We start from the raw sequence: 26,660 nt of genomic DNA on the forward strand, positions 1-26,660 counted from the left end.
CGGGGCCGAACCCCGGGGGGTTCCCCGCCGGGTGCCTCCCCCCGGGGCGGGGGGGCCGCCGCCATAGGGGGGGCCGGGGGCCCCGCCCCACCCTGTCGGGTCCGGTCGCACTTCCCCGGACCGGACCCGGCCCCTCCAACCACAACCGACCCTCCACCGACACCCGATCGCCGACCACCCGCACCCGACAACCGACAAACAAACACACGCTGACGGAGAACCACGTGCCCACCGCACCCCTGCCCGAACTCGTCGAGACCGCCGACGCCCTGCTCACCCCCGGCGAAGTCGCCCGCCTCTTCCGCGTCGACCCCAAGACCGTCACCCGCTGGGAAAAAGACGGCCGCCTCGCCTCGGTCAAAACCCTCGGCGGACACCGCCGCTACCCCCAGACCCAGATCAACGCCCTGCTCACCACCCCGCGCGAGGGGGGAGCCGTCCTGCTGGCCCTGGAAGAGGTCCGCGACCTGGCCACGACCCACGGAGACCCCACCGCCGCCGCACGCATCGACGACCTCATCACCACCCTGCGCACCCAGACCGACGAACCCTGAGAGGGAAGGGACCAGGGTGAACGCGCCGTCCAGCGACGGGACCCCGCTCCCGCGCCCCTACACCGAGCACGCCGAACACCGTGCCCACACGGCGATGCGCGCGCGGGAGCGGGCGGCGGCCGACGCCGCCGCGGGGCTGGCGCGCCTGGCCCAGATCGCCGCCCAGCAGCAGGTCGCCGCCGCCCAGGCCCGCCTGGACGCCGCCCGCGCCCAGGTGGACGCCGCCGACACCGCGTGCCTGGGCGCCGCGATCCGCCAATGGCACCACCACCGCACCGCGACGCCCCCGGACGGGTGAAGCGGCGCGGCGCCTCCGTGGCCGGTTCGCCCGCGGGGCGTGCGGATGCGTGGACCGGCCTCCCCCGCTCCCGGAAGGCGCGGGGGACGCCCCCGTCCCCTCGCTGCCGAGGGGCCCGTGCGCCACCGGTCCTCCTCCCGTCGCAGGGAGGAGGACCGGTGACGAGGCCGACCGGGTTCACACCGGCCGTGCCGGAGGGGCGAAACACCCTGCGGGGACCGCTATCGTCCGGGGAGACACCCCCGCAACGCCGCGCGCTCCGTCGTGCGCGGCACACAGAAGGAAGACCGGCTTGCACACGAGCACCATGCCTCCCAGGGCCCCGCGCCCCGACCGCGGTGGCGGCATGCCGCCCTGGCTCCCCCGGGCCATGATGCTGGCCATGTGGATCGTCACGGCGTTCGGCATCGCCCTGTGGCTGTTCCTGCGGTTGCAGAACCTCATCGTGCTGCTGCTGATCTCGCTGTTCCTGGCGCTCGCGCTGGAACCCGCCGTCAACTGGCTCCACCGGCACCGCTGGCCGCGCGGCCCCGCCACCGGGGCCGTGATGCTCATGGTCATGGTGCTGGTCGTGGCGTTCTTCAGCCTGCTCGGGTCCATGCTCGTCGGCCAGGTCCTGGCCTTCGCCTCCGAGGTTCCGGCGATGATCCGCGCCGCGCTGCACTGGGTCAACACCACGTTCGACACCACCTACTCGCCGACGACGCTGCTCAACGAGATCTCCAGCGCCAGCGGGGTCGTCGAACAGTACGCCTCCGCGATCGCCGACAACGTCTGGGGGGCCGGGACGACCGTGATGGCCCTGCTCTTCAACGGCCTGGCGATCGCGCTCTTCACCTTCTACCTGTGCGCCGACGGGCCGCGCTTCCGCCGCGTGATCTGCTCGGTGCTGCCGCCCCGCACACAGCGCGAGACGCTGCGCGCCTGGGAGATCGCCATCGAGAAGACCGGCGGCTACCTGTACTCGCGGGCGCTCCTGGCGCTGGTCTGCGCCGGTGCGCACTACGCGGTGCTGGTCGTGCTGGAGATCCCCTTCGCGTTCGCGCTGGCGCTGTGGGTGGGCGTGCTGTCGCAGTTCATCCCGACGGTCGGCACCTACATCGGCGGGGCGGTCCCCGTGCTCGTGGCGCTGCTCGTGGGGATCTGGCCCGCGGTGTGGGTGCTGGTGTTCGTGATCGTCTACCAGCAGTTCGAGAACTACCTGCTCCAGCCGCGCATCACCGCCAAGACCCTGGACATGCACCCGGCGGTGGCCTTCGGCTCGGTCCTGGCGGGCGTGGCCATCCTGGGAGCGCCCGGAGCGCTGCTCGCCCTGCCGATGGGCGCGAGCCTCCAGGCGTTCCTGAGCACCTACATCCGCCGGTACGAGGTGGAGGAGCACCACCTGCTCTCGGCGGCCAAGGCCGGGGAGGAACCCGCGGCGGAGACCGGGGAGGGCGACGCTCCCCCCGGGGACGACAGCGGCCCCGGCGAGGACGGCGGCACCCGCGAGGCCGGTGGCGACACCGGCCCGGGCGGCGGCGGGACCGCGACGGGGACCGGCGACCGCCCGGGACCCACCCCGCCCGCCCAGGGGTGAACGGGGCGCGGGCGGGGCCGGAGCGGCGGCCTCCCCTGCGGGGCCCGCTCCGGCCCCCACCGCGCGGGGGTTCCCGGGCCGGGACGCACAGGGGCGAGACGCCCGGGCGCCGGAACGCCCGGCGGGGCGCCCCTCCCCGCCGGACCGGAACGCCCCGCCGGACCCGTCAGCTCTCCGCGGCCAGGCCCGAGGGCTCCAGCACGTGGTGGCGTCCGAGGGGGAGCATGAGGGGCCTGCCCGTGGTCGGGTCGGGGATGACCCGGCTCTCCAGGCCGAACACCGCGCGCACGCTGTCCTCGGTGAGCACCTGCGCGGGCTCGCCCATGGCGTGCAGCCGCCCGTCCGCGAGCGCGATCAGCTGGTCGGCGTAGCGGGCGGCGAGGTTGAGGTCGTGCAGGACCATGACGATGGTCGTGCCGCGCTCCCGGTTGAGGTCGGTGAGCAGGTCGAGCACCTCGACCTGGTGGCTCACGTCGAGGAACGTCGTGGGTTCGTCCAGCAGCAGCAGGTCGGTCTGCTGGGCGAGCGCCATCGCGATCCACACCCGCTGGCGCTGGCCGCCGGAGAGCTCGTCGACCGACCTCTCGGCCAGGTCGGAGGTGTGCGTCGCCTCCAGCGCCGCCGCGACCGCGGCGTCGTCCTCCCGGCTCCAGCGGGTGAACATCCCCTGGTGGGGGTGGCGTCCGCGGCCCACGAGGTCCGCGACGGTGATCCCCTCGGGGGCGATCGGCGACTGGGGCAGCAGGCCCATGGTGCGCGCCAGCTCCTTGGCGGGCGTGCGGTGCACCTCCTTGCCGTCGAGGACCACCCGCCCCTTCCTGGGGGCGAGGAGGCGCGACATCGACCGCAGGAGCGTGGACTTCCCGCAGGCGTTCGCCCCGACGATCACCGTGATGCCGCCCGGCCGCACGGCGAGGTCGAGGGATTCGATGACCACCCGGTCCCCGTAGCCGAGCGCGAGGTCCTGGACCTCCAGGGAGTGTTTCGCGGTCACAGGGAGCCTCCGGCGCGGTTGGTGCGGACGATCAGGTAGACGAGGTAGGGCGCGCCGAGCACGCCGGTGACGACGCCGACCGGGAAGCGCGTCCCGAAGGCGTACTGGCCGGCGAGGTCCGCGACCAGGACCAGGAGCGCGCCCACGAGGGCCGACGGCACCAGGAGCGAGCCGCCGGGCCCCACGATGCGGGCGGCGATGGGTCCGGACAGGAACGCGACGAACGCGATCGGCCCGGCCGCGGCGGTCGCGAAGGCGATGAGGCCGACGGCGGCGACGATGACGATCACGCGGGTGCGCTCGACGCGCACCCCGAGCGCGGAGGCGGTGTCGTCCCCCAGCTGCATCGCCGAGAGGTTGCGGGACTGGCTCAGCAGGAGGGGCGCCAGGACCGCCAGGGCCAGCAGGACCGGCACCGTCTCGGTCCAGGTGGAGCCGTTGAGGCTGCCGGTCAGCCAGCGCATGGCCTCCTGGAGGTCCCATTCGGCCGCCTGGGAGAGGACGTAGCTGGTGAGGCTGTCGAGCATCGCGGCGATGCCGATGCCGATGAGGATCAGGCGGGTCCCGGCGACCCCGCCGCGGAACGCGAGGGCGTAGACGAGCAGGGCGACGGCGAGCCCGGCGGTGATCGCGACGACGGACACCCCGGTCCGGCCCAGCGAGAACACCACGATGGCGAAGGCCGCCGCCGCGCTCGCCCCGGAGCTGATCCCGATGATGTCGGGGCTGGCCAGGGGGTTGCGCAGCATCGTCTGGAAGGTGACGCCGCCGATGCCGAAGCACAGCCCGGCCGCGACCGCCAGCACCGCCCGGGGCAGGCGCAGCGTGCCGACGGTGAAGGAGGCCCCGGGCACCTGCTCGCCCAGGATCACGGCGACGACGTCGGCGGGCGGGTAGAACGTCCGGCCCACCATGAGGCTGGTGGCGAACACGGCGATGATGAGGACCGCGAGCACCGCGACGACGGCGCCCCGCCTGGCGGTGCGCCGGACCCGGCCGCGGGTGACGGCCTCGACGCCGAGGGGTCGGGGGGCGGTTTCCGCGCTCACAGGGCACGCACTTTCTGCCGACGGACGATGTAGATGAAGACCGGTGCGCCGATCAGCGCGGTCACGATGCCCACCTCGACCTCGGCCGGGCGGGCCACGACGCGGCCGACGACGTCGGCGGCGGTGAGCAGGGCCGCGCCGAGCAGGGCGGAGAACGGCAGCAGCCACCGGTGGTCCACACCGATGAGCAGGCGGCACATGTGCGGGACGACGAGGCCGACGAACATGATGGGGCCTGCGGCGGCGGTGGCCGCGCCGCACAGCAGCACGGCCCCGAGCGCGGCGGTCGCGCGCACGACGGCGACGCGCTCGCCGAGTCCGGCGGCCAGGTCGTCGCCCAGGGCGAGGGAGTTGAGGGCCCGCGCCGACATCAGGCTGAGGACGAGCCCCACGGCGAGGAAGGGCAGGACGCGGACGACGCCGTCGAAGGACGCGCCGCCGACGCCGCCGATCTGCCACATCCGGAAGCTCCCGGCCACGTCGTTGCGCGGCATCACGACGGCGGTCACGAGCGAGGAGAACGCCGCCGAGGTGGCGGCGCCCGCGAGCGCGAGCTTCAGGGGGGTGGCGCCGCCCCGGCCGAGCGAGCCCACGGTGTACACGAAGACGGCCGCGGCGGCGGCCCCGCCGATCGCCGCCCAGATGTAGCCGCTCGGGGACGTGAGCCCGAAGAAGACCATGCCGCAGACCACGGCGAGGGAGGCGCCCATGTTGACGCCCAGGATGCCCGGGTCGGCGAGGGGGTTGCGGGTCACGCCCTGCATGACCGCCCCGGACAGGCCGAGGGCGGCGCCGACGAGCACCGCGAGGAGGGTGCGCGGCACCCGCTTGGTGACGGCGGCCTGCTCGATCGTCTCGTCCGCTCCGCCCAGGGCGGCGACGACGTCGGCGAGGCCGACGATGCGGGAGCCCCAGGCGACGGAGGCCAGTACGGCCGCCGCGAGCACGGCGAGGGCGAGGAGCAGCCAGAGCGAACGCGCCCGCACCGGGCGCCGCTCTGTGCGGGCGTCCGGTGCGGGAGGGGTGACGACCATCGTCACTGGACCTTGTCGGCGGCCTCGGCGAGCGCCGCGACGTAGTCCTCGAGCACCCACGAGATCGACAGCGGGGTCGGGTTCGCGGCGGTGGCCAGGGGGGAGCTGCCGGGCAGGAGGTAGACCGAGTCGCGCTCCACGGCGGGCATCTTGGAGAGCAGCGGGTCGCTCTGGAGGATCTCCAGCAGCTCGCCCGTGTCGTCGCCGTAGCCGGTGATGATGTCGACGTCGTCGAAGGCGTCGATCTGCTCGGTGCTCTGGGAGAGGGAGAACTGGTCGGTGCCGGCGGAGAGCTCCGCGATGCTGCCGGGGGTCTCCAGGCCCAGGTCCTCGAAGAAGAGGGTCCGGGTGTCGTGGGTGGTGTAGAAGCCGACCTCGCTGACGTCCGTCGGGTCGACGTGGGTCATGAACATGGCCGACTTGCCCTCGAGCTGCGGGTACTCGGCGACGACGTCGGCGATCTCCTGCTCCAGGTCGGCGATGAGCTGGTCGCCCTCCTCGGCCAGGCCGATGGCCTGGCTGTTGAGCCGGATGATGTCGCGCCACGACGTGGCCCAGGGGCCCTCGGGGTAGGCGACGACGGGGGCGATGTCGCTCAGCGTGTCGTAGTCCTCCTGGGTGAGCCCGGAGTAGGAGGCGAGGATGACGTCGGGCTGGGTGTCGGCGACCGCCTCGAAGTCGATGCCGTCGTTCTCGTCGAAGAGCACCGGCGTCTCGGCGCCGAGCTCGTCGAGCTTCTCGTCGACCCAGGGGAGGACGCCGTCATCGTCGTCGTCGCCGAAGTTGGCCTCGGCCATGCCGACGGGGACGACGCCGAGCGCCAGGGGGACCTCGTGGTTGGCCCAGTTCACGGAGGCGACCCGCTCGGGCTGCTCCTCGATGGTGGTGGTGCCCAGGGCGTGCTCGATGACGACGGGGTACTCGCCGGACCCGCCTTCGGCGGCGGCCTCCTCTTCTTCCGGCTGGGCGCCGCATGCGGCGAGGGTGAGGACGGTGACTGCGGCAGCGGTCAGTGCCGTGAACCGTTGGGAGCGCATCAGGGTACATCCACTCTTGGAGGAATGAGGGTAGGCTCGCCTAAATTAGCAGAACCTCAATCCCCACAAAACGGAGGTAGGCGGATAAACCTCCCGCCCATGGGACGCGGGCCCCGGAACGCGCCCCCGGTGGCGGATCGGCGCCGCCCCCGCTCCGGGCACGGGGGCGTGGGTAAAGTCTCCGCCAGGTCCCCGAGCGCCGTGTTCCCTCCGGCCCCGGTCCGCAGAAGCATGTCCCGGGGCCGGGAGCGCCCGGACGGCCGCCGCGCACCGGTTCCCGGGCCGACCGACGGGGGGCGGACGCGGGACGGGCGCGGCGGGCCCGGGCACGGTCCGGAGGAAGGGGTTCGATGGGTCACCGGCATGCGCTGCCCCTGGTCTTCGCCGGGGGCGTGCTCGGCACGGGCCTGCGCTACCTGGCGGGGGCCGCCGGGGAGGCGTTCGGCGCGGGGGTCCTGGCCACACTGGCGGTCAACGTCGCCGGGGCCTTCCTGCTCGGCCTGCTGCTCCAGACCCTGTCCTCGCGCGGGCCGGAGACGCCGGCCGTCGCGCGGGTGCGGCTGTTCCTCGGCACCGGCGCGCTCGGATCGTTCACCACCTACAGCGCCCTGGCCGTCGAGACCGTCTCCCTCTCGGCGCAGCCGGGACCGGCCGCCGCCGCGGCGTACACGGCGGCGAGCATCGTCCTGGGGCTGCTCGCCGCGCTGGCCGGGATCCTGGCGGCCGGCGGCGACCGGGCCCCCGCGATGTGCTCACGCCCCGACAGGGCACCGCGGTGACGGGGGTCCTGATCGCCCTGTGCGGGGGGCTGGGCGCGGCGGTCCGCTTCCTGGTGGACGGCGCCATCCGCGACCGGTGGACCACGACGCTGCCCTGGGCCACCCTGTTCATCAACACCAGCGGCTCGCTCCTCCTGGGGGCCCTCACCGGGGCGGTGATGTTCCACGGGGCCGCGCCCGTGTGGGCGGGCCCGGCCGGGATGGGCTTCTGCGGCGGCTACACCACCTTCAGCACCGCCATGGTGGAGACGGTCCACCTGGCGCAGCACCGGGGCCGGCCGCACGCGCTCGCCAACATCGCCCTGACGGCCGTCGTGCCCGTACTCGCGGCGGCGGCCGGGTTCGGGGCCGCCGCGCTGGTGTGAGGACAGGCCCGCGCCGCGGCCCCGGGTCCGCTCACCCCGGTCGGCCCCCGGCGGCCGAGCGCTCCGCGATCCGGGCCGCGGAGGCCCCGGGCCGCAGGTCCAGCTGCTCCCACGAGGCCGTGTCCCGCCGGAGCTGACGGTCGTGGGTGGCGATCACCACGGCCGCCCCGGTGGAGCCGAGCCCCTCGGTGAGCTCCTCCACCAGGGCGATCGAGAGGTGGTTGGTCGGCTCGTCCAGCAGCAGAACGTCGGGGCGCGACGCCAGCGCCACCGCCAGGTCGAGCCGCCGCTGCTGGCCCGTGGACAGCTCGCGCAGCGGTCTCGCGGCGTCCCCGGCCGGGAGCAGGCCGAGGGAGGAGAGGGGGACCGCCTCCCCCTCCGCCAGGGCGCCCGAGCCGACGAGCCGTGCCACGTGGGCGGAGTACACCTCGTGGGCACGGCGCGCGCCCGCGCGCGGCGACTCCTGCGCCAGCAGGCGCACCCGGGCCGTGCGCGCGGTCCGCACACCGCCCCCGGTCGGCTCGACGCGCCCCGCCAGCACCGACAGGAGCGTCGACTTGCCCGCCCCGTTGGCCCCGGTGACCACGACCCGGTCGCCGGAGCGGAGCGTGAGCGAGACCGGCCGGTCCAGGCGCCCCTCCACGGTGACCCCCTCGGCCGCGACCAGGTCCGTCCCGGGCCGCGCCCGCAGCTCCGGCATGCGGAACCGCAGCGGGGGCGGCGGCACGGTGAGCGCGTGCTCCTCCAGGTCGTCGCGCCGCCGGTGGACGGCGCGCACCAGGGCGGGCGCCCGGGTGGCCCGCTGGTGCTTGCCGGTCCCCTTCTCCGGGCGCCACCCGCTGACGAGCCGGTTCCGCGCCGCCGACAGGTCCTGGGTCAGGCGGGCGTGCTCGGCCTGCTGCTGCTCGTGCTCGGCGGCCCAGCGCTCCCGCTCGGCCCGCCGGCCCTCCTGGTACCCGGCGAAGCCCCCGCCGTAGACGCGGGGTTCGCCGTCGCGGCTCGGGTCGAGGTCGAGCATCGTCGTGGCCACGTCCGAGAGCAGGGCGCGGTCGTGGCTGACGAGCGCCACCCCGTTGTGGTGGCCGCGCAGCCGCTCGGTCAGGAAGTCCAGGCCGGCGGCGTCGAGGTGGTTCGTGGGCTCGTCGAGCAGCAGGAAGTCGTGCGAGGCGCCCAGCAGGCACGCCAGCCGCACGCGGTAGCGCTGACCGACCGACAGACGCTCCAGGGGGCGCGACCGGTCGGTGACGGCCCCCAGGTTCTCCAGGGCCAGGTCGACGCGCCGGTCGGCGTCCCAGGCGTCCAGCGCCTCCGCGGCGTCCAGGGCCGCCGCGTACTCCTCGGCGGCGCCGGGGAGCCCGTCGGCCAGCGCCGCGGCGCTCGCGTCGAGCGCGGCCAGGGCGGTCCGCGCGGCGGCGAGTTCGGCGTCGACCAGGTCGCCGACGGTCCGGCCGCCGTCCGCCTCCATCTCCTGTTCGGCGACGCCGACGGTGCCCACGCGCCGGACGGTTCCGGCGTCGGGTGCGAGCGTCCCGGCCAGGACGTGCAGCAGCGTGGACTTGCCCCGGCCGTTCTCGCCGACGATCCCCCACCGCGACCGCGGGGTGAGGGCCATGTCGACGCCGGACAGGACCGTGCGCCCGCCGCGGTCGACGCGTACTCCGGACAGGGTGATCTGCGCCCGCTCGCCTGCGGGCAGGCCGGACACGGGGTTGACGGTGGTCATTCTCTCCTCCGAACAGAGCTCCGCCCCGGCCGTGGACACGGGGTGTGCGGGAGCTCTCCGAGCTGACGGGAAGACCCCTTCGGGGGTCATGGCAGACGTCGTGGGCCCGCGGCCACAGCGGCTGTGGGGCGGGCGCTCGGGATGCGCTCAGAGGTAGAGAGGTAGATGCACGCTTCCCAGGGTAGTCACCGTGCGCTCCTGTGGCCACGGGTTTTCCGGCGGGCCCGGGTCGGACGGCCGTTCGCCCCGCCGGCCGGAGGATCCGCAGCTGGCGGCGCGGTGGCGGAGCAGCGGAGCGGCGGCGACGGGCCGTCCTCCGTGGACCGCTGTCGGCGGCGGGGCCTCCCCCTGCCGCCCCGGGCGCCCGCCCGGGGCGGCGGCCGTGCGCGTCCCCCCGTGCCGGAAGGGGCGCGGCCCCGGCCGGGAACCGGGGCCGCGGGAGGGTGCGGGGTCAGGGGCGGCAGGAGCAGCCGGGGGCGCATCCGCACCCGTCGGCCCCCTCGGTCCCGGCATCGGCGCCGGGCGCGGTCAGGGCGATCCCGGCCGGGGCGCAGCAGGCGTCCCCGCGCCAGGCCTCCCGCCCCTCCTTGACCGCCAGCACGGCGATGAGCAGCGCCACCGCCGGGTCGGCCCAGGCCCACCCGAACAGGGCGTTGGCCCCCAGCCCGACCAGGAGGGCGGCCGACAGGTAGGTGCACAGCAGCGTCTGCTTGGAGTCGGCCACCGCCGTGGCCGAGCCCAGCTCCCGGCCCGCGCGGCGCTGGGCCAGGGACAGGAACGGCATGATCGCCACCGACAGGGCGGCCAGCACGATCCCCACGGCGGAGGGGGCCGCCTCGGTCCCGCCGAGCAGGGAGCGCAGGGCCTCGACGGTGACGTAGGCGGCCAGGGCGAAGAAGGCCACCGCGATGACGCGCAGCGCCCGCCCCTCCCGCGCCCGGCGCACGCCGGGGTCGCGGGCGGAGAACTGCCAGGCGACCGCCAGGGCGGAGGAGACTTCGATGAGCGAGTCCAGGCCGAAGCCGATCAGGGCGGCGGAGGAGGCGAGGTTGCCCGCGGTGATGGCCACGGCGGCCTCGACGAGGTTGTAGGCGATGGTCACGGCGACCAGCAGGCGCACCCGCCGGGTCAGGACGGCGCGGCGGTCCTCGTCCGGGAGCGCGGCGAGGGGGTGCGCCATCAGCAGCAGCCCTTCTCGGCGGCGTCCGCGCAGGCGGCGTCGGTCCGCACGGCCAGCACGGCCTGGCGCAGGTCGTCCAGGGCGTGTCCGAGGCGGGCGTCGGCCAGTTCGTAGCGCACCCGCCGCCCCACGGGCACGGCCACGACCAGGCCGCAGTCGCGCAGGCAGGCCAGGTGGTTGGACAGGCGGGTGCGGCTGATGCCGAGGGTCTCGGCCAGGTCGGCGGGGTGGGCGGGGCTCTCGCGCAGGGCCAGCAGGACCCGGCAGCGGAGGGGGTCGGCCAGGGCCCGGCCGAACCGGGCCAGGGCGTCGATGTCGGTGGCGAGGGAGATCATGCCCTGACGATACACAAAATCCTGGATTCAGGAAATCATGAATGCTCGTGTGCGAGCGCACGCCGCCCTCCGGCCGGAGCGGGCGGGTGGCCGCCCCGGCCGGAGGGCGGCGTGTCCGAGGGCCGCCGGACGCCGACAACGGCTGGGGCACAGGGGATCCGGGCCCCTCCCCGGTCGCGGCCGCGCTCCCCCGTGCCCCGGCCACGGCGGGACGGCCGGGGTGCGGCGGCCCCGGGGTCCGGAGCGGTCCGCGGCGTACCGGGAGGTCGAGCCGGGCGGGCGCGCGCCAGCGTGCGAGTAACCTCGCTCCGGGACTCTCCGGCATCGCCTTGATCTGGAACGACTCGACCGCCCCGCGCCGCAGGAACAGTGCGCGAGGGGACCGACGCCGGACCGGCCCTTCGGCCCGGACCCGTCGGAGAGCCCCACGGACCGGTGTGCGGCCCGAGCCGCAGACCTCGGCGCGCGCCGCCTCCCACAGGGGCTCCCCTGCCGGTGAGCGCCGCCGGTGATCGCGCTGCGGAGTCGTTCCGCGAAGCGGATCCGGGTGGCACGGGCGCGGGGACGCATCCCCGCGCCGGCGCCCCGTCCTCGCATCCTCCCGCACGGCCCTGAAGCGATCCAGCGGCCGCGCACGTGTCAGGAGACCCCGGCAGTCCTTGCCGCTCCCACCCACCGACAGGAAGTTCACCGCTGTGAAACCCGCTCTTGGCACCAGAACAGACGAGGACCGCGGTCCGCTGCGGCGCGGGGCCCCGTGCCCCGCGGCGCCACCGCGCGTGGTGGCCGTCTCCAGAGAGGAGTCCACCCATGAATGACTCCGCCACCGCCCGCGGCGCCGTCGGGACGGTCTTCTGGGCCTCCCTCGCCCTCTCCTCGCTGTTCGTGGTCTGGGGCGTGGCCGCCCCCGACCACCAGATGGCCGTGATGAACTCCGCCCTGAACCGGATCACCTCCGGGTTCGGCTGGGCCTACCTCCTGCTCCCCCTTCTGCTGCTCGTGCTCCTGGTCGGACTGGCCTTCAGCCGCTACGGACGCATCCGGCTGGGCGACGACGGTGACCGGCCCGAGTTCGCCACCCACACCTGGATCGCCATGATCCTGTGCGCGGTGATGGGCATCGGCCTGGTCTCCTACGGCATCGCCGAGCCGATCTCGCACTTCGCCGTCCCTCCCCACGGCCTCGCCGAGCCCGGGACCCCCGAGGCGGCGGTCCGCGCGCTCCAGTACTCCTTCTACGACTGGGGGCTGCACGCCTGGGCGATCTTCGCGGTCTTCGGGCTGGCCCTGGGCTACTCGATGTACCGCAAGAAGCGCCCCGGCCTGGTCAGCGCCCTCTTCCGGCCGCTGCTGGGACGACACGCCGACGGCCCCGCCGGCAAGGCCATCGACGTCTTCACGGTCTTCGCCACCCTGTTCGGGACCACGACCTCGCTCGGCCTGGGGGCCCTGCAGATCGACAGCGGCCTGAACCGGCTCCTGGGAACGCCCACCGGGACCACCACCCAGGTGGTGATCGTGGTCGTCGTGACGGCCCTCTTCAGCCTCTCGGCCGCCTCCGGCGTCCAGCGCGGCATCCGCTACATCAGCGAGGTCAACCTGTCGGTCGCCGCGCTGCTGTTCGTGTTCGTGCTGTTCCTCGGCCCGACGGCGTTCCTGGTCTCCCTCTTCCTGGAGTCCCTGGGCCAGTACGGCGACGAGTTCCTCCTGATGAGCCTGCGGGGACCGGCGTTCGGCGACACCGCGTGGATGCAGGGCTGGACGTACTTCATGATGGCCTGGTGGGTGTCCTGGGGCGCCTTCGTCGGGGTGTTCCTGGCGCGCATCTCGCGCGGGCGCACCATCCGCCAGTTCGTCCTGGTCGTCCTCGGCATGCCCAGCCTGGCCTTCTTCGCCTGGTTCTCCGTCTTCGGCGGCTCGGCCATCGACCTGGACCTGAACCACGGGACCGACATCGCGGGCTCCACGGCGGCCGACCTCAACAGCGCCTTCTTCACCACCCTGGCCGAGTTCCCGCTGCCCGCCGTCACGGCGGCGCTGGTGGTGGTCCTGGCGGTGCTCTTCTTCGTCTCGGGGGCCGACGCCAACACCTACGTGCTGGGCATGCTCACCACCCGCGGCTCCCTCGGCCCGCGCGTGCCGATCCTGCTGCTGTGGGGGGCGATGACCGGGGCCCTGGCGATCATCCTCCTGCTCTCGGGGGGTCTGGACGCGCTGCAGCAGACCGTCATCGTGGCCTCGGCCCCCTTCCTCGTCGTCATCGTGGGCGTGGTCGTGTGCTTCTGGCGCGACCTGCGGGCGGAGGACGCGGGGGCGGCCGACACGCCCGGACACCCGGCCCGCTCCGCTCCGGAGGAGAGCCCCTGACCCGGCCGGAGGGCGCCCCGTCCGCACGGTCCGGCGCGGACGCGGGACGGCGGCGGGAGCGCGGGTCCTGAGGACGGGGCGCCCCGCCGACCGCGCCGGGCGGCCCCGAGCGGGGCCGCCCGGCGCGGTCAGGAGCGGGGGCCGCGCGGGACCAGCGCCGCCCCGGCGAGCGGCACGGCGGCGAGCAGGAGCCAGGGGACCGGGCCGCCCATGTCCAGGAGCGCCCCCGCGGGCACGCTGCCCAGGAGCACCACCAGCCCGGACACCGAGGAGAGCGCGCCCGTGGACAGGCCCAGGCGGGCGTCGTCCACGAGGTCGGGGAGCCAGGCCCGGACCGTCGGCACGATCAGCACCTGGCCCAGGGTCAGCGCGGTGACGAACGCGACGGAGGGCAGCAGACCGCCCAGGGCCCCGACCGGTGCCAGCGCCGCGGCGGAGGCGAAGCCCAGCGAGACCAGCAGCAGCCCCCACACCAGGGTCGCGCGCCGGGACAGCCGGGCCGCGGCCCAGGACAGCACCGGGAACTGCGCGGCGATGTAGAGCACCGAGGACCACGCGAGCAGCCACCCCAGCGCGGCCTGGGAGCCGGTCGCCCGCTCCACCTCCCCCGGCAGCGCCAGGTAGAGCTGGTTGTAGGCCAGCAGGTAGCCGCTGTAGGCCAGGCACAGCCCCAGGAAGCGGCGGTCGCCCAGCAGGAGCCGCACCCCCTCGCGCAGGCGGGGACGGCCCTGCCCGGCCTGCGGGCCGGAGTCCCCACGCGCCTCCGGCCGGGGCATGAGCCGCAGGTGCCCGGCGAGCACGAGCGCGAACACCGCCGCCCCCACCAGGCACGCGGCCCGGAACCCGCCGAGCAGGAGCAGCGAGCCCAGCAGCGGGCCGACGAGCGTCCCCGCCTGCCCGGAGACGGAGAACAGCGCGAGGACGCGTGTGCGGGGCGTGCCCGAGGCCCGCTCGTGCCGCACCGCCTGGCGCACGATCTCCGTCTCGACCGCCGGGGAGAACAGCGCGGCGGCGAACCCGATGAGCAGCACCGACGCGATCACCGACGCCGTGCCCTCAGCGAAGCCGAGCCAGCAGAAACCGGCGATCCGCAGCGCGCAGCCCGCCAGCACCACCGGCCGCGCGCCGAACCGGTCGGTGAGCGTGCCGCCCACGACGAACAGGCCCTGCTGGCTGAAGGTGCGCAGGCCCAGCACGAGGCCGACCAGCCACCCGGCCAGGCCCAGCCCGCCGCCCAGGTGGTCGGCGAGGTAGGGCAGGACGGCGAAGAAGCCGACGTTGAACGCGAACTGGGAGCCGACCAGCAGCAGGGCCAGCGGGGGCAGGCCGCGCGCGTCGCGCAGCGCCGCGGCCGCCCGCCCCGTTCCCGGGGGCCCTCCGCGCCTAGGCCCTGCCTCCTCCGCGTTCCCCGCCTTCCCCCGGGCGTCACCGGCGGGGCTCACGGCGCGGTCGGGACGGTGCGTGCGCGGGGCGCCCCGACGGCCGCCGGGGACGCCTCCACCAGCTCGCGCGTGTACGGGTCGCAGGGCTGCGAGAGCACCCGGCGGGCGGGCCCGGTCTCCACGACGCGCCCCTCCCTCATGACCGCGACGCGGTGGGCGACGTGTCCGACGAGCGCGAGGTCGTGGCAGATGAACAGGTAGCCCAGGCCCAGGGTGTCCTGGAGGCCGGTGAGCAGGTTGAGCACCCCGGCGCGCACCGAGGGGTCCAGGGCCGACACCGGCTCGTCCAGGACCAGCAGCCGCGGCTCGCAGGCCAGCGCGCGGGCGATCCCGACGCGCTGGCACTGCCCCCCGGACAGCTCGTGCGGCAGCCGGTCGCCGTGGGAGGCGTCCAGTCCGACCGTGTCCAGCAGGGCGGCCACGCGGTCCGGTCCGGTCTCCCGGTCCCAGCGCCCGTGGACGCGCAGGGGCTCGGCGACGGCGTCGCGCACGCGCAGGCGGGGGCTGAGCGACCCGTACGGGTCCTGGAAGACCGGTTGGAACGCGGGGCGCAGGGCGCGCAGGCGCGCCGGGTCCATCGTGGTCAGCTCGCTCCCCTCGAAGCGCACCGACCCGGAGTCGGGCCGGCGCAGGCCCACCACGGCGGAGGCCGTGCTGGTCTTCCCGCACCCCGACTCCCCGACCAGGGCGAGCGTCTCCCCCGCGCGGACGTCGAAGGACACCCCGTCGACGGCCGTCACGGGCGCGGAACGCCGCGCGCGCCCCGGGTAGCGCACCACCAGGTCGCGAACGGCCAGCAGCGGCGGGTCGGGGTGGGTCATGTCGTCCTTCCTCGTGGGGTGTGCGGGGTGCGGGCGCCGCCGTGCCGTGGTCACGGCGCGTCCTCGAACAGCGAGTGCGCCGGGTCGGGGAGGTCCTGCCAGCGGTGGCACGAGACCAGTCTCCCCGGCTCGCCCGCCACGACCGGGGAGGGCTCGTGGGCGCGGCAGCGTGTCCCGGCGAGGGGGCACCTCGGCGCGAACGCGCAGCCCTCCGGCAGGGCCGTCGGCGACGGGGGCGATCCCGCGATGGCGGGGAGCCTGCGGTCCCGCGCCTCCCGGGGCGGGAGCGCGGCGAGCAGCCCGGCGGTGTAGGGGGCACGCGGGTCGGTCAGGACCCGGTCCACCGGGCCCGATTCGACGTGACGCCCCGCGTAGACGACCACCACCCGGTCCGCGTGGCCGCCGACGACCCCGAGGTCGTGGGTGACCAGGACGACCGAGGTCCCGGTCTGCCCGCTCAGCCCGCACAGGAGTTCCAGGACACGGGCCTGCATGACGGGGTCCAGGGCGGTGGTGGGCTCGTCGGCGAAGACGACGTCGGGCCGGTTGACCGTGGCCATCGCGATGACGGCGCGCTGGCGCATGCCGCCGGAGAACTCGTGCGGGTAGGCGTGCGCGCGCCGGGCGGCGTCGGGGATGCCGACCCGGTCCAGGGCGGCCACGGCCTCCTCCCACGCCCGGGCCCGGCCGGTTCCGCGCACCGAGCGCACGGCCCGGACGAGCTGGGCGCCCACGGTGTGGACGGGGCTGAGCACGGTGAGGGCGTCCTGGGGGACCAGCGACATCCGCCGCCCCCGCACCGAGCGCAGGACGGACGGGCGCGCGCCGACCAGTTCCTGCCCGTCCAGGAGGACGCTTCCGGAGACCTGCGCGCCGTGGGGCGCCAGGCCCAGGACGGCGCGGGCGGTCAGGGACTTCCCGGCGCCCGACTCCCCCACGAGGGCGACCACCTCGCCGGGGTGCACGTCGAAGGACAGGCCGCGCACGGCCGGGACGGCGGTGCCGCCGCGTTCGCGCAGGGTGACCCGCAGGTCGCGGACGCTCAGCAGGGGCGTGCGGCCGGGGGCGGCGTCGCTCGGCGGAACGGCGGACGCGGCCCCGTCGCCCGGGGCTGCGTCGCGGGAAGCGCCGTCGAGCGCGTCGCCGCCGGAGGGCGCGTCGCCGTGGCCGCCATGGGAGCGGGGAGCGGCGTCGTGGGAAGCGCCGTCGCGGGGAACACCGCTGGGGGCCGTGCCGCCGGAGGGCGCGCCGCCACGGGAGCGGGGACCACCGGCGGCTGCGTCATGGGGAGCGCCGTCGTTCATCGTCCGGCTCCTTCCGGGTTTCCGGCCCCGGCGGCGGCCGGGACCCGGCGCCGCCGGGCGGCCCGCCCTCCCGGGGGCAGGGTGGACAGGGAGACCGCGAACGCGGCGAGCAGCATGAGCATGGCGCCCGGGGCGAGCGCGGCCAGGGGCGCGCGCTCCACGTAGGGCAGGGACTCCGACAGGCTCAGCCCCCATTCCGCGGAGGGCGGCTGGGCCCCGAGGCCGAGGAACCCCAGCGAGGCCAGGGCCAGGGCGATCCCGGGGAGCCGGAGCACCGCGTTGCGGCCCACCGGGCCCAGGACCGCGGGCAGGACGTGCCGCACCAGGATCCACCGGGGGTCGGCCCCCAGGGCCCTCTGGGCGTCGAGGTAGGCGGCGGCGCGCGTCTCCTGGACCAGCGAGGCCGCGTGCGCGGCGAGCGGAGGCCAGGACACCAGGGCCACGGCCACCGAGGCGCCGAGGGGGCCGGGGCCCATGACGGCGGCCACGAGGATCCCGGCGATGACCGGCGGCAGGGCGTTGGCCATGTCGGCGGCGCCCGCCGCCAGCGCGGGCCGGAACCCGACCACCAGCGCGACCACGAGGCTCACCAGGCACACCAGTGCCGCGGTGCCCACGGTGGCGACGGCCCCGTGGCCGAGGCGGGCGAGCACGTCGCGGCCCACGGCGTCGGTGCCCAGCGGGTGCGCCCACGAGGGTCCGGCGAGGCGCTCGGCCACGCTCACGGTCATCGCGTCCCGGGTCAGCCCCCACACGCACACGGTGAGGAGCAGCGCCGCGCACACCGCGGGCACCGACCGGCGCAGCGCGCCGGCCGGGGCCGTGGGCGGCGGCGACAGGGTCAGGGCCGCGTCGCGCAGGCCGGGCCCCAGCATCCACCGGCGCGCCGCCTGGGCGAGCAGGCCCGCCGCGGTTCCGAGGAGCACCAGGCCGAGGACCGCGCCCTGGAGCACGGGCAGGTCCTGGGCCTGGGCCGCGCCCAGGGCGGTGCGGCCGATCCCGGGGACGGCGAAGACCGTCTCCACGGCGACCGCTCCCCCGGTCAGGCCGACCGCGACCATGCCGAACTGCGGGACGAGGGCCGGGGTCGCCCGGCGCAGCGCGGCCGCGCCGATGACGGCCGGGGAGCATCCCGAGGCGGACCACAGGCCGACCCAGCGCTCGGCGAACACGGAGGGCAGGGCGTCGTCGACCAGCCGTCCCAGCAGCCCTCCGGCCGGGATGCCCAGCGCCAGGGCCGGCAGGACCAGGTTGACCGGCCCCTGCCAGCCGTACGGCGGCAGCCAGCCCAGCCACACCGACAGGGAGACCATGAGCAGGACGGCGACCAGGAACTCGGGCAGGGCCGTGCACATGGCGGCGACCGCGCCGCTGCCCGACCCGCCCGGGCGCAGCGTGCCGCGCGCCCCGCGCACCAGGGCGGGGGCGCACAGCAGGGCCGCCAGCACCAGGGCCACGCCGAGCGCGCACGCCATGACCAGGAGGGACACCCCCGTGGCCGAGACGACCGCGGGCAGGACGGGGGCGTCGGAGACCCAGGAGGCGCCCAGGTCGCCGCGGAGCGCCCCGCCGAACCAGCGGCCGAGCATCACCAGCGGGCCGTCGGAGAGCCCCAGCTCCGCGCGGATCGCGTTCAGGGCCTCCTCGGTCGGCTCCTGCTCGGCCGAGCGGGCCCGCAGCACGGACAGCGCGGGGTCGCGGCCGGACAGCCACGGGAGCAGGCCGACCACGACGGTGATGACGGCCAGCGCCGCCGCGCGGGAGAGCAGGGGGCCGAGGAGCCCGGAGCGGCGGGCCGGGCGGGGGCGCCGGGGCGCGGCCCCGCCCGGGTACGCGGCCCCCATCAGTCCAGCCGGGTGCGCGAGGTGACGAGCAGGCGCTCGCGCGGGTCCTTGGCCGAGTCCACGACGCCGGCCGCGTCGCCCTGGATGACGCGCTCGTGCAGCATGGGGATGGCGGCGTCGGTGTCGAGGACGGCGGCCTCGGCCTCCAGGATCGCGGCGCGCCGCTCCTCGCCGGCCGGCGCCAGCTCGGCCGCCTCCAGCGCGGCGTCCACCCGCTCGTCGCACAGCTGGGCGATGTTGAAGGAGCCGTCGCAGGAGAAGTCGCTGGTCATGTAGGCGGCGGGGTCCCCGGAGTCCAGGACGGTCGCGCGGGAGAGGATGAACGCGTCGAACTCACCGCTGAGGGCGTCCTCCTCGATGTTGGCGTACTCGCGCACGACCTGCTCCACCTCGAACCCGGCGTCCTCCAGCTGCTGTTCGAGGACGGTCGCGACCTCGGGCAGCTCGGCGCGGTCGGTGAAGGTCGCCAGGGTGACGGACGCGCCGTCCGGGTCCTGCGCCTCCGTTGCTCCGGTGCGCGCGGGGCGCTCGGCGGCCCAGGGCAGCGCGGGGCCCAGGAGGCCCTCGGCCACGTCGGCGCGGCCCTCGTAGACGCCCTCGACCAGGGACTCGCGGTCGATCGCCTCACGTGCGGCGGCCCGCAGGCCGGGGTCGGTGAAGGGCCCCTCCTCGGTGTTGAGGTAGAGGGTGTTGGTGCGCGGCATCGGGACCTCGGTGAGGGTGTCCTCCTCCAGGAGCGCGGCCTGGGAGGTGGGCACGGACTCGACGATGTCGGCCTCGCCGGTGCGCAGGGCGGCGGCGCGCGCGGTCCCGTCGGGCACGAACGCCACGTCGATGCCGGGGGCCAGGGCGGGCTCGCCCCAGTAGCCGTCGAAGCGGTCCAGGCGGGCGGCGGTGGTCCCGGTGACCTCGACCAGCTCGAAGGGTCCGGTCCCGGTGCCGACGGGGCTCACCGCGCCGCCCTCGTAGGCGCTCTCGGCGAGGATCGACAGCTGCGGCGAGGACAGCCGCTGCGGGACGAGGGGGTCCTCCTCGGCGGTGGTGACGGTCAGGGTGTCGCCCCGCGCCTCCACCCCGAGCTCCACGCCGTCGAGGATGCGCGGCTTGGGCGAGGCCTGCGCCGCGAACTCCAGCGCGTGGGCGGCGACGTCGGCGGTCAGCTCCGTGCCGTCGTGGAACTCCACCCCCTCGCGGATGGTGAACGTCCAGGCGGTGGGGGCGGTGCGGGTCCACTCGGTGGCCAGGCCGGGCTGCGGGTCGCCGACCTCGTCCAGGGTGACGAGGGTCTCGGCGGTGCTCCACCGGGAGAGCTTGAAGGCGTCGTCGGTGAGGGGCGACAGGGCCGAGCGCGGCGGCTGCATCATGGCCACCGAGATCCGTCCGTCGTCGGCGGCGGTGTCGTCTCCGGCGGGGAAGCAGCCGGTGGCCGCGAGGGCGGCGGCCACGGCCAGGCAGGCGCCGGGCGAGGTTTTGTGGAGGTGCACGGGGGTTCTTCCAGGGGTCGGGTGCGGACGGGGCCGCCGCGCGACGGTGTCGCGACCGGCCAAAACAGCATATGACAACCGTTTTCATTATTGTCCACCAGTCCGCCCGGAACGCTCCGCCTCCGGCCGGTCCCGCCCCCGCCCGCCCGGAGGGGCGGAAACGGCGCGGGCCCGGGGCGCGGAGGGAGGGTCCCCCGCGCCCGTCCGGTGTCAGGCGCCGCCGGTGGCCGCCTCGACCTCGGCCATGAACTGCTCGGCCGCCTCGGCCGGGGTGATGTCGCCGAAGGCGAGGCTGTCGGTGATCCGCCCGGTGATCTCCACGACCTGGCCCGCGCCGATCGGCGGCGGCGGGTTGCCGTCCACGATCGTGTCCTCGATGCCGCTCATGAACTCGGCCATCTGCGCGTCGGCCCCGGGCAGGTCGTCGACGATCGCCTCACGCACCTCCACGTTGGCCGGGAGGCCCAGGTCGGCGAGGGTCAGCTCGGCCACCGCCGGGTCGTTGAGCATGTAGTCGACGAAGAGAGCCGCCTCCTCGGGGTGCTCGGACCCCGCCGAGATGGTGTAGAACATGGCCGGCTTGAAGAACCCGCCGGTCCGCTCGAACTCGGTCTCCCCCGGGTAGCGGAGCAGCTGGATGTCGCGGCCGGAGGACTCGGCCACCCCGCCGAGCTGGTTGCTCCAGAAGTGCGCCATCGCGCCCTGGTTGGTGGACACGACCGACTGGTCGACCCCGCCGCCCTGGATCTCCACTCCCTCGGCGGCGCTCGGCTGGCCGCCGTTGTCCTGGAGCTCCTGGGTGATCTCGAACCACGCCGTCAGGGTCTCCTCGGAGAAGCCCAGCGAGCCGTCCTCGGCGTACAGGTTCTCGCCGTGCTGGCGCGCGAAGACCTGGAACCCGGTCTCGTTGTAGCTCATGCTCTGGGTGCCGACGTACTCGCCGTCGCTGCCCTCGGTGATCTGCGCAGAGATCTCGACGTAGTCGTCCCACGTCCAGGTCTCGTCGTCGGGCATCTCCACGCCCGCGGCCTCGAAGGCCTCGGGGTCGGCGTGGATGGCGTAGGCGTTGACGCCGGTGGCCGCGCCGAAGGTCTGGCCGTCCAGGTCGCCGCTCTCGGCGATGAGCGGGTCCAGGCCGGACAGGTCCAGGCCGGCGGCCTCGTCGAGGTTCATGAGCGCGCCGCGGTCGGCGTACTCGCGCAGGTAGCGCTCCTCCTGCATGGCGATGTCGGGGGCGTCGTTGGCGGCCGTGTTGGTGGCCAGCCGGTCCCAGTAGGAGCTCCAGTCGGTGCTCTCCCCCGCGATGCGGATGCCGGGGTTCTCGGCCTCGAAGTTCTCGATGACCTGGAGCATGGTGGCCTGGCGCTCGTCGGAGCCCCACCAGGAGAAGCGGAGCTCGACGGTGTCGCCGTCGCCTCCGGAGCCCCCGCACGCGGAGGCGGCCATGACGATCGCGGTCGCGGCGGCGGTGGCGGTGAGGGCGGTGCCGCGGCGGCCCGCGCGGGACCGTCCTCGGCCGGGGGGTACGCGCATGGTGGTGTTTCCCTTCGGCTGCTGCGTTCCGGGGGCGGCTGCGTCCCGGGAGGGGGTACTGCTGTCCGGTCGGGAGGGTGGGGTCGGGCCGGCGGACCGGCCGGGGCCGCCGCGGGCGGCGGAGGGAGGAGGGGGCTTCCGGGGGCGGGCCCCCGGCACTCGACCCGGCCGGGGCTCCGACCGGCGGCGCACCTGGTGGGGGCGCCGGGCCGGGGCGTCACGAACGGAGCGGCATGGCCGCAACCGTGCTGGTAAGCGCTATCCATGTTCTCAAGTGTTCATTTTTTAGCACCGCGTCACGTGGGGTGTCAACGGTCACATTCCGAACACGCCACCCTCGCGCCACACCCCGGCCTCCCCCTGGCCCCACTGCCACCAGCGCGACCACGGGAGACAGCCGCCCCGGGGAGCACGGGGGCGACGGACCCGGCCCCGCACCCCGCGACACACCGGACCTGGCCTTGCGCGGCATCTCTCCCCCACGCCTTGCCCTCCAAGCTGGAAAGCGTTTACCATGCCGAACACGCACGCCGACCGGCCGCACCGCGGCCCGCACCCGGGCCGACCTCCGCCCCTCGTCCTGCGAGAGGGGCCCGGCTGCCGCTCGCGGCGGTCGGCGCGAACGCCGTGCCGACCGCACGCCTCCACGGACCGCGTCCTAGGACAGGGCGGCGCGGCTCTTGCGCATCAGCTGTGCCGATCGGGCGGCACGGGCCGTGACCAGGACGGTGGACCGGCGGCTGAAGAGCCGTGACAGGGACGTGGCGAGCGCGTTGCCGGCGCGCGAGAGCGCGCTCGGGACCGGCCTGCGGCGGTCGAGTGCGCGGATCATCGCCAGGGCGACCTCGTCGGGGGTCTGGAAACCGCCCGAGTACCCCTCGGCGCCGATCGCGTCGAAGAACTCCGTACGGGTCAGCCCCGGCGAGAACGCCATGGTGCGCAGCCCGCTGTCCCGAGTCTCCCACCACAGCGCCTCGGTGAAGGACAGCACGAACGACTTGGTCGCCGCGTAGGCGGCCATCCCCGGGATCGGCTGGTAGGCGGCCATGCTGGCGACGTTGACCAGGTAGCCGTCGCCCCTCTCGGCCAGCCGGCCCACGAAGGCCCGGGTGAGGTCGACGACGGCGCCCACGTTGAGGGCGACCATCGCGCCGAGCTCGTCGGGGTCCTGGTCGCGGAACGCGCCGTCCATGCCGACCCCGGCGTTGTTGACGAGGCTGGTCACCCCCAGGCCGCGGCGGTCGATCTCGGCGGCCAGCTCCCTTCCCGCCCCGGGGCGGCCGAGATCGGCGGAGACGGTCTCGACCCCGACGCCGTGGGCGTCGCGGAGTTCGGCCGCCAGCGCCTCCAGCCTCTCGGCGCGCCGGGCGACGAGGACCAGGCTCGTCCCGCGTTCGGCGAGCCTGCGGGCCAGGGCGGCGCCGATGCCGGAACTGGCCCCGGTGATGAGTGTGGTCTGCGAAGCGTGGTCGATGCTCATGCCGACACCTTACGACAGAGGTGACACTCGGTGTCAAGTTTGTCGCATGATGACGCACTGTGTAGAGTGCGGGGGTGCGCACTGAAGAACCGGTACCGGGCCTGAGGGAACGCACCCGCCGAGCGGTACACCGGGAGATCGCCGAGGCCGGGATGCGCCTCTTCCTCGAACGCGGTTTCGAGGAGACGACCATCGACCAGATCGCCGAGGCCGCGGGGATCTCCCGCCGCTCCTTCTTCCGCTACTTCGGGACCAAGGAGGACGTGGTCCTCGGCGACCTCGTCGACCGCGGCCGCCGGGTCCGTGACGCGCTCGTGGAGCGCCCGCCCGAGGAGGAGCCCTGGGAGGCGGTCCGGGCCTCCCTGCTGGCCCTGCGCACCGTGGAGCCGGTCGACACCGACCGCGAGCTCCGGACAGGGCAGATGCTGCACCGGACCCCCTCCCTGCGCGCCCGCCACCTGGAGAAGCAGCTCGCCTGGAAGGAACTCCTCGTCCCCGAACTCGCCCTGCGCCTGCGCGCCGCGGACGGCCTGGACGAGACGGCGGCCGAGCACCGCTCCGCCGCGATCGTGGCCACCGCCCTGGCCTGCCTCGACGTGGCCAGCGAGACCTGGCTCCGCCTCGACGGCGCCGTCCCCCTCGAACAGCTGTGGGACGAGGCCGTCTCCGCCGTGCGGGGGTGAGGGCGCCGGGGACGGCCGGAGCCCGCCGCGCCCCGTACCCCCGACGCCCTTCCCGCGGCCTCGGACGCGCGGGTCGGGGTCCTCGGAGGTGAGCGGGGCCCGGCTGGGGCGCGGCCGAGCCGGGCCTGAGCCCGTCCGGCGCCAGGGCGGGGACGCGCTCGTCCACCCGCGGCCCCGGCGGTGGCGCCCCTGCCGGTCACCACGGGCGTCAGCACGTCCCCCGTGCCCACGTCGGGACGGAGCCGCCCCCCTGCGCCTGCGCGGACCGGACTCCGGCCCGTCGTCGGCCGAGGCGGTCAGACCGGGGCGACGCGCGGCTCCAGCAGGCAGAACTCGTTGCCCTCGGGGTCGGCGAGCACGTGCCAGGGCTCCTGCCCGGTCTGGCCGACGTCGACGCGCACGGCGCCCGCGGCCAGAAGGCGTTCGAGCTCGGCGTCCTGGTCGCGGTCGGTGGCGTTGACGTCGACGTGCAGCGGGAGCCTCCCGTTCCTCGGCTCGTCGCTGCGCAGGAAGACGAGCTCCGCCTGCGGACCGTCGGCCCCCTCGCGCGGGCCGATCCCGACGCCCTCCTCCGCCCGGGCGTGCACGACGAAGTCCAGGACCTCGCACCAGAACCGCGCCAGCGCCTCGGGGTCTCGGGACTTGAGCACGAGGCCGGTGATACGGCATGCCATGGTCGGAACCCGCTCTCAGCTCGGGGACTGCCCGGACGGCCGTGCGGGCCCGCACGGCCGGACGCTCCTGCGACCGTACCGGGCGAGGCCGGCGGGGGCCAGGGGTTCCGGGCCGGGCGCGCCGCGTGCGCGGAGGCGGGGAGCGGCGGGTCTACCAGCGCCGGCGCACGGTGCCCTTGGGTCCGGCCACCAGGCTCGCCGCCGGCACGTCGTCGGCCACGGTCGTCCCGGCCGCGACGACGGCGTCGCGGCCGATGCTGACCCCGGGCAGGATCGTGGCCCCGGCGCCGATCCACACGTTCTCGGCCACGTCGATGGGCGCGCCGCTGAGGAACCGGCGCCGCTCGCCGGGGTCCACCGGGTGGCCCACGGTGATGAACGTGGCCTTCGGGCCCACCATCACCCCCCGGCCCAGCCGGATGCCGGCGTAGTCGAGGAACGTGCAGCCCTGGTTGACGAAGACGCGCTCCGCCAGCTCCAGGCGCAGGCCGTGGTCGGTGTAGAAGGGCGGGTAGACCGTCACCCCCGCGGGCAGCGGCCGGCCCAGGATCTGCTCGAACAGCGCGGACCTGCCGGCCTCGTCGTCGAAGGGGAGGACGTTGAGGCGTGAGGTCAGCTCCGTGGCCCGCAGCACCCTCTCACTCATCGCCCTGAACTCGGGCCCCAGGACGCGTTCGCCCCTGGCCAGGAGCTCCGGGTCGTGGATCGGCATGAAGCGGTCGTCGGTCGTCATGCGGCGATTGTGGCGCACCCCCGGAGGGGCCGCGTCCGCGCTCCCCCGCCGGCCCCCGACCGGGGACGCGGGCCCGCGACGCCGGGCCCCGCCTCAGTCCTCTCCGGCCCGCTCCCCTTCCGGGGGGCCGGCCGCGTCCGGCGCGGACAGCACGTCGAAGGCGCGGCGCCGGTGGGCGGCGAAGAGGTCGAGGGCGGCCCCGGCGTCGCGGGCCCGCAGGGCCCCGGCGAGTTCGCGGTGCTCCCCCGGGACGTGCGCGAGGTAGTCCTCCGCGCTGACGCGGACCCTGGTCAGCAGGAACAGGTGGACCTGGGAGCGGATCGCCCGCCAGGCGTCCACCAGCCGCCCGTGGCCGGAGGCGTCGTAGACGGCGTCGTGGAAGGCGATGTCGCAGCGCACGAGCGCGTGTTCGTCCCCGGCCCGCTCCATCCGCTCGGCGAGCCCCGCGACGGCGTCGAGCTCCTCGTCGGAGGCGCGGGCCACCACCTCCCGGACGGCCAGCTCCTCCAGCGCGCCCCGGAGGCTGTCGAGTTCGGCCACGTCACGCGGGGACAGGCTGGTGACCGTGGCCCCGCGGTGCCAGGCGCTGCGGACCAGGCCCTCGCGCTCCAGCCGGAGCAGGGCCTCGCGCACCGGGCCGCGGCTGACCTCCAGCGCCCGGGAGAGCTCCACCTCGCGCAGCTGGGCGCCCGGCGCGTAGACCCCGCTGAAGACGGCCTCCCGGACGCGGTCGGCGACCTCCTCGGCCAGCCCCCTGCGGCGTGCGGGCCCCACCGTGCCCCGTTCGTCCGCCACCCCTGCCTCCTTCGTTTGTCCTAATGTTAACATTGCGACATCGCTCCTCGGCGGCACGCCGGGAGCGCCCCTCAAGGAAGGCGGACCGCACACATGACCGTCCTCGACTCCCCGATCCCGCGGTTCCACCTGGCCGTGCCGGTGGACGACCTCACGGCCGCGCGCCGCTTCTACGGCGAGGTGCTCGGCCTGGAACAGGGGCGCAGCTCCGACACCTGGGTGGACTGGAACCTGCACGGCCACCAGTTCGTCACGCACCTGGCGCCCTCCCGGTCCGAGCGCGTGCACAACCCGGTCGACGGCCACGACGTGCCGGTACCGCACTTCGGGCTGATCCTGCCGGTCGCCGCGTTCCACACACTCGCCGGACGGCTGCGCGAGTCGGGGACGGAGTTCGTCATCGAGCCCTACGTGCGCTTCGAGGGGCAGCCCGGCGAGCAGTGGACGATGTTCCTGCTCGACCCCGCCGGCAACGCCCTGGAGTTCAAGGCGTTCGCCGACGACTCGCAGGTCTTCGCCGTCTGAGCGGGCGGCCCCGGGGCGCGGCCCCGGGCCGCGCTCCGGCCCCCGGCG

General features: G+C 75.5%; 24 protein-coding genes and 1 pseudogene. 8 read left to right on the forward strand and 17 right to left on the reverse strand.

Translation table 11 applies throughout. The annotated features are described in order from the left end of the window. Nucleotides 1–239: 239 nt before the first annotated feature. From ACIRPH_RS00795 to ACIRPH_RS00805, 3 genes and pseudogenes are all read left to right on the forward strand, one after another. Nucleotides 240–413 (forward strand): annotated as a pseudogene (locus tag ACIRPH_RS00795) (BldC family transcriptional regulator); the annotation flags it as partial. Between the two features lie 157 nt (nt 414–570). Next, nucleotides 571–852 (forward strand): hypothetical protein, encoded by a 282-nt coding sequence (locus ACIRPH_RS00800; protein ID WP_402907716.1) that lies wholly within the window; start codon nt 571–573, stop codon nt 850–852. 346 nt (nt 853–1,198) lie between these two features. Continuing rightward, nucleotides 1,199–2,431 carry an AI-2E family transporter gene (locus ACIRPH_RS00805; RefSeq protein ID WP_402909426.1) on the forward strand — a complete coding sequence of 411 codons (1,233 nt, stop codon included), beginning with the start codon at nt 1,199–1,201 and terminating at the stop codon, nt 2,429–2,431. A gap of 166 nt (nt 2,432–2,597) precedes the next feature. Here ACIRPH_RS00805 and ACIRPH_RS00810 read toward each other — a convergent pair whose 3' ends face one another. The 4 genes from ACIRPH_RS00810 to ACIRPH_RS00825 are packed head-to-tail and all read right to left on the reverse strand — an operon-like array spanning nt 2,598 to nt 6,545. Further along, nucleotides 2,598–3,425, reverse strand: coding sequence for an ABC transporter ATP-binding protein (locus ACIRPH_RS00810; RefSeq protein WP_402907719.1), 828 nt, complete (start codon nt 3,423–3,425; stop codon nt 2,598–2,600). Beyond that, nucleotides 3,422–4,474 (reverse strand): FecCD family ABC transporter permease, encoded by a 1,053-nt coding sequence (locus ACIRPH_RS00815; protein ID WP_402907721.1) that lies wholly within the window; start codon nt 4,472–4,474, stop codon nt 3,422–3,424. Before ACIRPH_RS00815 ends, ACIRPH_RS00810 begins: the two co-directional genes overlap by 4 nt. Further along, on the reverse strand, nt 4,471–5,508 hold the full coding sequence (locus tag ACIRPH_RS00820) for a FecCD family ABC transporter permease (protein ID WP_402907724.1): 1,038 nt from the start codon (nt 5,506–5,508) through the stop codon (nt 4,471–4,473). The genes ACIRPH_RS00815 and ACIRPH_RS00820 overlap by 4 nt, the downstream gene beginning before the upstream one ends. Nucleotides 5,509–5,510: 2 nt before the next feature. Further along, on the reverse strand, nt 5,511–6,545 hold the full coding sequence (locus ACIRPH_RS00825; protein WP_402907727.1) for an iron-siderophore ABC transporter substrate-binding protein: 1,035 nt from the start codon (nt 6,543–6,545) through the stop codon (nt 5,511–5,513). A gap of 350 nt (nt 6,546–6,895) precedes the next feature. Here ACIRPH_RS00825 and ACIRPH_RS00830 point away from each other — a divergent pair, with 350 nt between their 5' ends. Both ACIRPH_RS00830 and ACIRPH_RS00835 read left to right on the forward strand, forming a co-directional pair. Next, nucleotides 6,896–7,324 (forward strand): fluoride efflux transporter FluC, encoded by a 429-nt coding sequence (locus ACIRPH_RS00830; protein ID WP_402907730.1) that lies wholly within the window; start codon nt 6,896–6,898, stop codon nt 7,322–7,324. After that, nucleotides 7,321–7,689, forward strand: coding sequence for a fluoride efflux transporter FluC (locus ACIRPH_RS00835; RefSeq protein ID WP_402907733.1), 369 nt, complete (start codon nt 7,321–7,323; stop codon nt 7,687–7,689). The genes ACIRPH_RS00830 and ACIRPH_RS00835 overlap by 4 nt, the downstream gene beginning before the upstream one ends. A gap of 31 nt (nt 7,690–7,720) precedes the next feature. Here the strand turns inward: ACIRPH_RS00835 and ACIRPH_RS00840 are convergent, their stop codons facing one another. From ACIRPH_RS00840 to ACIRPH_RS00850, 3 genes are all read right to left on the reverse strand, one after another. Then, nucleotides 7,721–9,412: an ATP-binding cassette domain-containing protein gene (locus tag ACIRPH_RS00840; protein WP_402907736.1), complete on the reverse strand. Its 1,692-nt coding sequence runs from the start codon at nt 9,410–9,412 to the stop codon at nt 7,721–7,723. A 451-nt stretch (nt 9,413–9,863) separates the two neighbouring features. Further along, a complete protein-coding gene (locus ACIRPH_RS00845) occupies nt 9,864–10,592 on the reverse strand; it encodes a cation diffusion facilitator family transporter (RefSeq protein WP_402907739.1) in 729 nt (242 codons plus the stop codon). Continuing rightward, nucleotides 10,592–10,927: an ArsR/SmtB family transcription factor gene (locus ACIRPH_RS00850; protein WP_402907742.1), complete on the reverse strand. Its 336-nt coding sequence runs from the start codon at nt 10,925–10,927 to the stop codon at nt 10,592–10,594. The genes ACIRPH_RS00845 and ACIRPH_RS00850 overlap by 1 nt, the downstream gene beginning before the upstream one ends. An 810-nt stretch (nt 10,928–11,737) precedes the next feature. Between ACIRPH_RS00850 and ACIRPH_RS00855 the strand changes: the two genes are divergently transcribed. After that, complete coding sequence (locus tag ACIRPH_RS00855; RefSeq protein WP_402907745.1) at nt 11,738–13,294, forward strand: BCCT family transporter; 1,557 nt, start codon at nt 11,738–11,740, stop codon at nt 13,292–13,294. Nucleotides 13,295–13,422: 128 nt separating this feature from the next. Here ACIRPH_RS00855 and ACIRPH_RS00860 read toward each other — a convergent pair whose 3' ends face one another. From ACIRPH_RS00860 to ACIRPH_RS00890, 7 genes are all read right to left on the reverse strand, one after another. After that, entirely contained in the window at nt 13,423–14,736 is a 1,314-nt protein-coding gene (locus ACIRPH_RS00860; RefSeq protein WP_402907748.1) for an MFS transporter, read from the reverse strand. Then, nucleotides 14,733–15,557, reverse strand: a complete 825-nt coding sequence (locus ACIRPH_RS00865; RefSeq protein WP_402907751.1) for an ABC transporter ATP-binding protein — start codon at nt 15,555–15,557, stop codon at nt 14,733–14,735. Before ACIRPH_RS00865 ends, ACIRPH_RS00860 begins: the two co-directional genes overlap by 4 nt. A 50-nt stretch (nt 15,558–15,607) precedes the next feature. Next, the gene (locus ACIRPH_RS00870; RefSeq protein WP_402907754.1) at nt 15,608–16,861 is read right to left on the reverse strand and encodes an ABC transporter ATP-binding protein; all 1,254 of its coding nucleotides are present in this window, start codon (nt 16,859–16,861) and stop codon (nt 15,608–15,610) included. Next, on the reverse strand, nt 16,858–18,705 hold the full coding sequence (locus ACIRPH_RS00875) for an ABC transporter permease subunit (RefSeq protein ID WP_402907756.1): 1,848 nt from the start codon (nt 18,703–18,705) through the stop codon (nt 16,858–16,860). The genes ACIRPH_RS00870 and ACIRPH_RS00875 overlap by 4 nt, the downstream gene beginning before the upstream one ends. After that, a complete protein-coding gene (locus ACIRPH_RS00880; protein ID WP_402907758.1) occupies nt 18,705–20,189 on the reverse strand; it encodes an ABC transporter substrate-binding protein in 1,485 nt (494 codons plus the stop codon). Before ACIRPH_RS00880 ends, ACIRPH_RS00875 begins: the two co-directional genes overlap by 1 nt. A 210-nt stretch (nt 20,190–20,399) precedes the next feature. Next, nucleotides 20,400–21,722, reverse strand: coding sequence for an ABC transporter substrate-binding protein (locus ACIRPH_RS00885; RefSeq protein ID WP_402907761.1), 1,323 nt, complete (start codon nt 21,720–21,722; stop codon nt 20,400–20,402). Nucleotides 21,723–22,380: 658 nt separating this feature from the next. After that, the gene (locus ACIRPH_RS00890) at nt 22,381–23,202 is read right to left on the reverse strand and encodes an SDR family NAD(P)-dependent oxidoreductase (RefSeq protein WP_402907764.1); all 822 of its coding nucleotides are present in this window, start codon (nt 23,200–23,202) and stop codon (nt 22,381–22,383) included. A gap of 74 nt (nt 23,203–23,276) precedes the next feature. Here ACIRPH_RS00890 and ACIRPH_RS00895 point away from each other — a divergent pair, with 74 nt between their 5' ends. Further along, nucleotides 23,277–23,885 (forward strand): TetR family transcriptional regulator, encoded by a 609-nt coding sequence (locus ACIRPH_RS00895; protein ID WP_402907767.1) that lies wholly within the window; start codon nt 23,277–23,279, stop codon nt 23,883–23,885. Nucleotides 23,886–24,181: 296 nt separating this feature from the next. Here ACIRPH_RS00895 and ACIRPH_RS00900 read toward each other — a convergent pair whose 3' ends face one another. From ACIRPH_RS00900 to ACIRPH_RS00910, 3 genes are all read right to left on the reverse strand, one after another. Next, nucleotides 24,182–24,559 carry a VOC family protein gene (locus tag ACIRPH_RS00900; protein ID WP_402907770.1) on the reverse strand — a complete coding sequence of 126 codons (378 nt, stop codon included), beginning with the start codon at nt 24,557–24,559 and terminating at the stop codon, nt 24,182–24,184. Between the two features lie 151 nt (nt 24,560–24,710). After that, nucleotides 24,711–25,292 carry a sugar O-acetyltransferase gene (locus ACIRPH_RS00905; protein WP_402907773.1) on the reverse strand — a complete coding sequence of 194 codons (582 nt, stop codon included), beginning with the start codon at nt 25,290–25,292 and terminating at the stop codon, nt 24,711–24,713. Nucleotides 25,293–25,385: 93 nt separating this feature from the next. After that, complete coding sequence (locus ACIRPH_RS00910) at nt 25,386–26,087, reverse strand: GntR family transcriptional regulator (RefSeq protein ID WP_402907776.1); 702 nt, start codon at nt 26,085–26,087, stop codon at nt 25,386–25,388. A gap of 93 nt (nt 26,088–26,180) precedes the next feature. Between ACIRPH_RS00910 and ACIRPH_RS00915 the strand changes: the two genes are divergently transcribed. Beyond that, a complete protein-coding gene (locus ACIRPH_RS00915) occupies nt 26,181–26,612 on the forward strand; it encodes a VOC family protein (RefSeq protein WP_402907779.1) in 432 nt (143 codons plus the stop codon). Nucleotides 26,613–26,660: the final 48 nt, after the last annotated feature.

The sequence above is a fragment of the Nocardiopsis sp. NPDC101807 genome (genome assembly GCF_044766605.1).
Taxonomy (GTDB): domain Bacteria; phylum Actinomycetota; class Actinomycetes; order Streptosporangiales; family Streptosporangiaceae; genus Nocardiopsis; species Nocardiopsis tropica.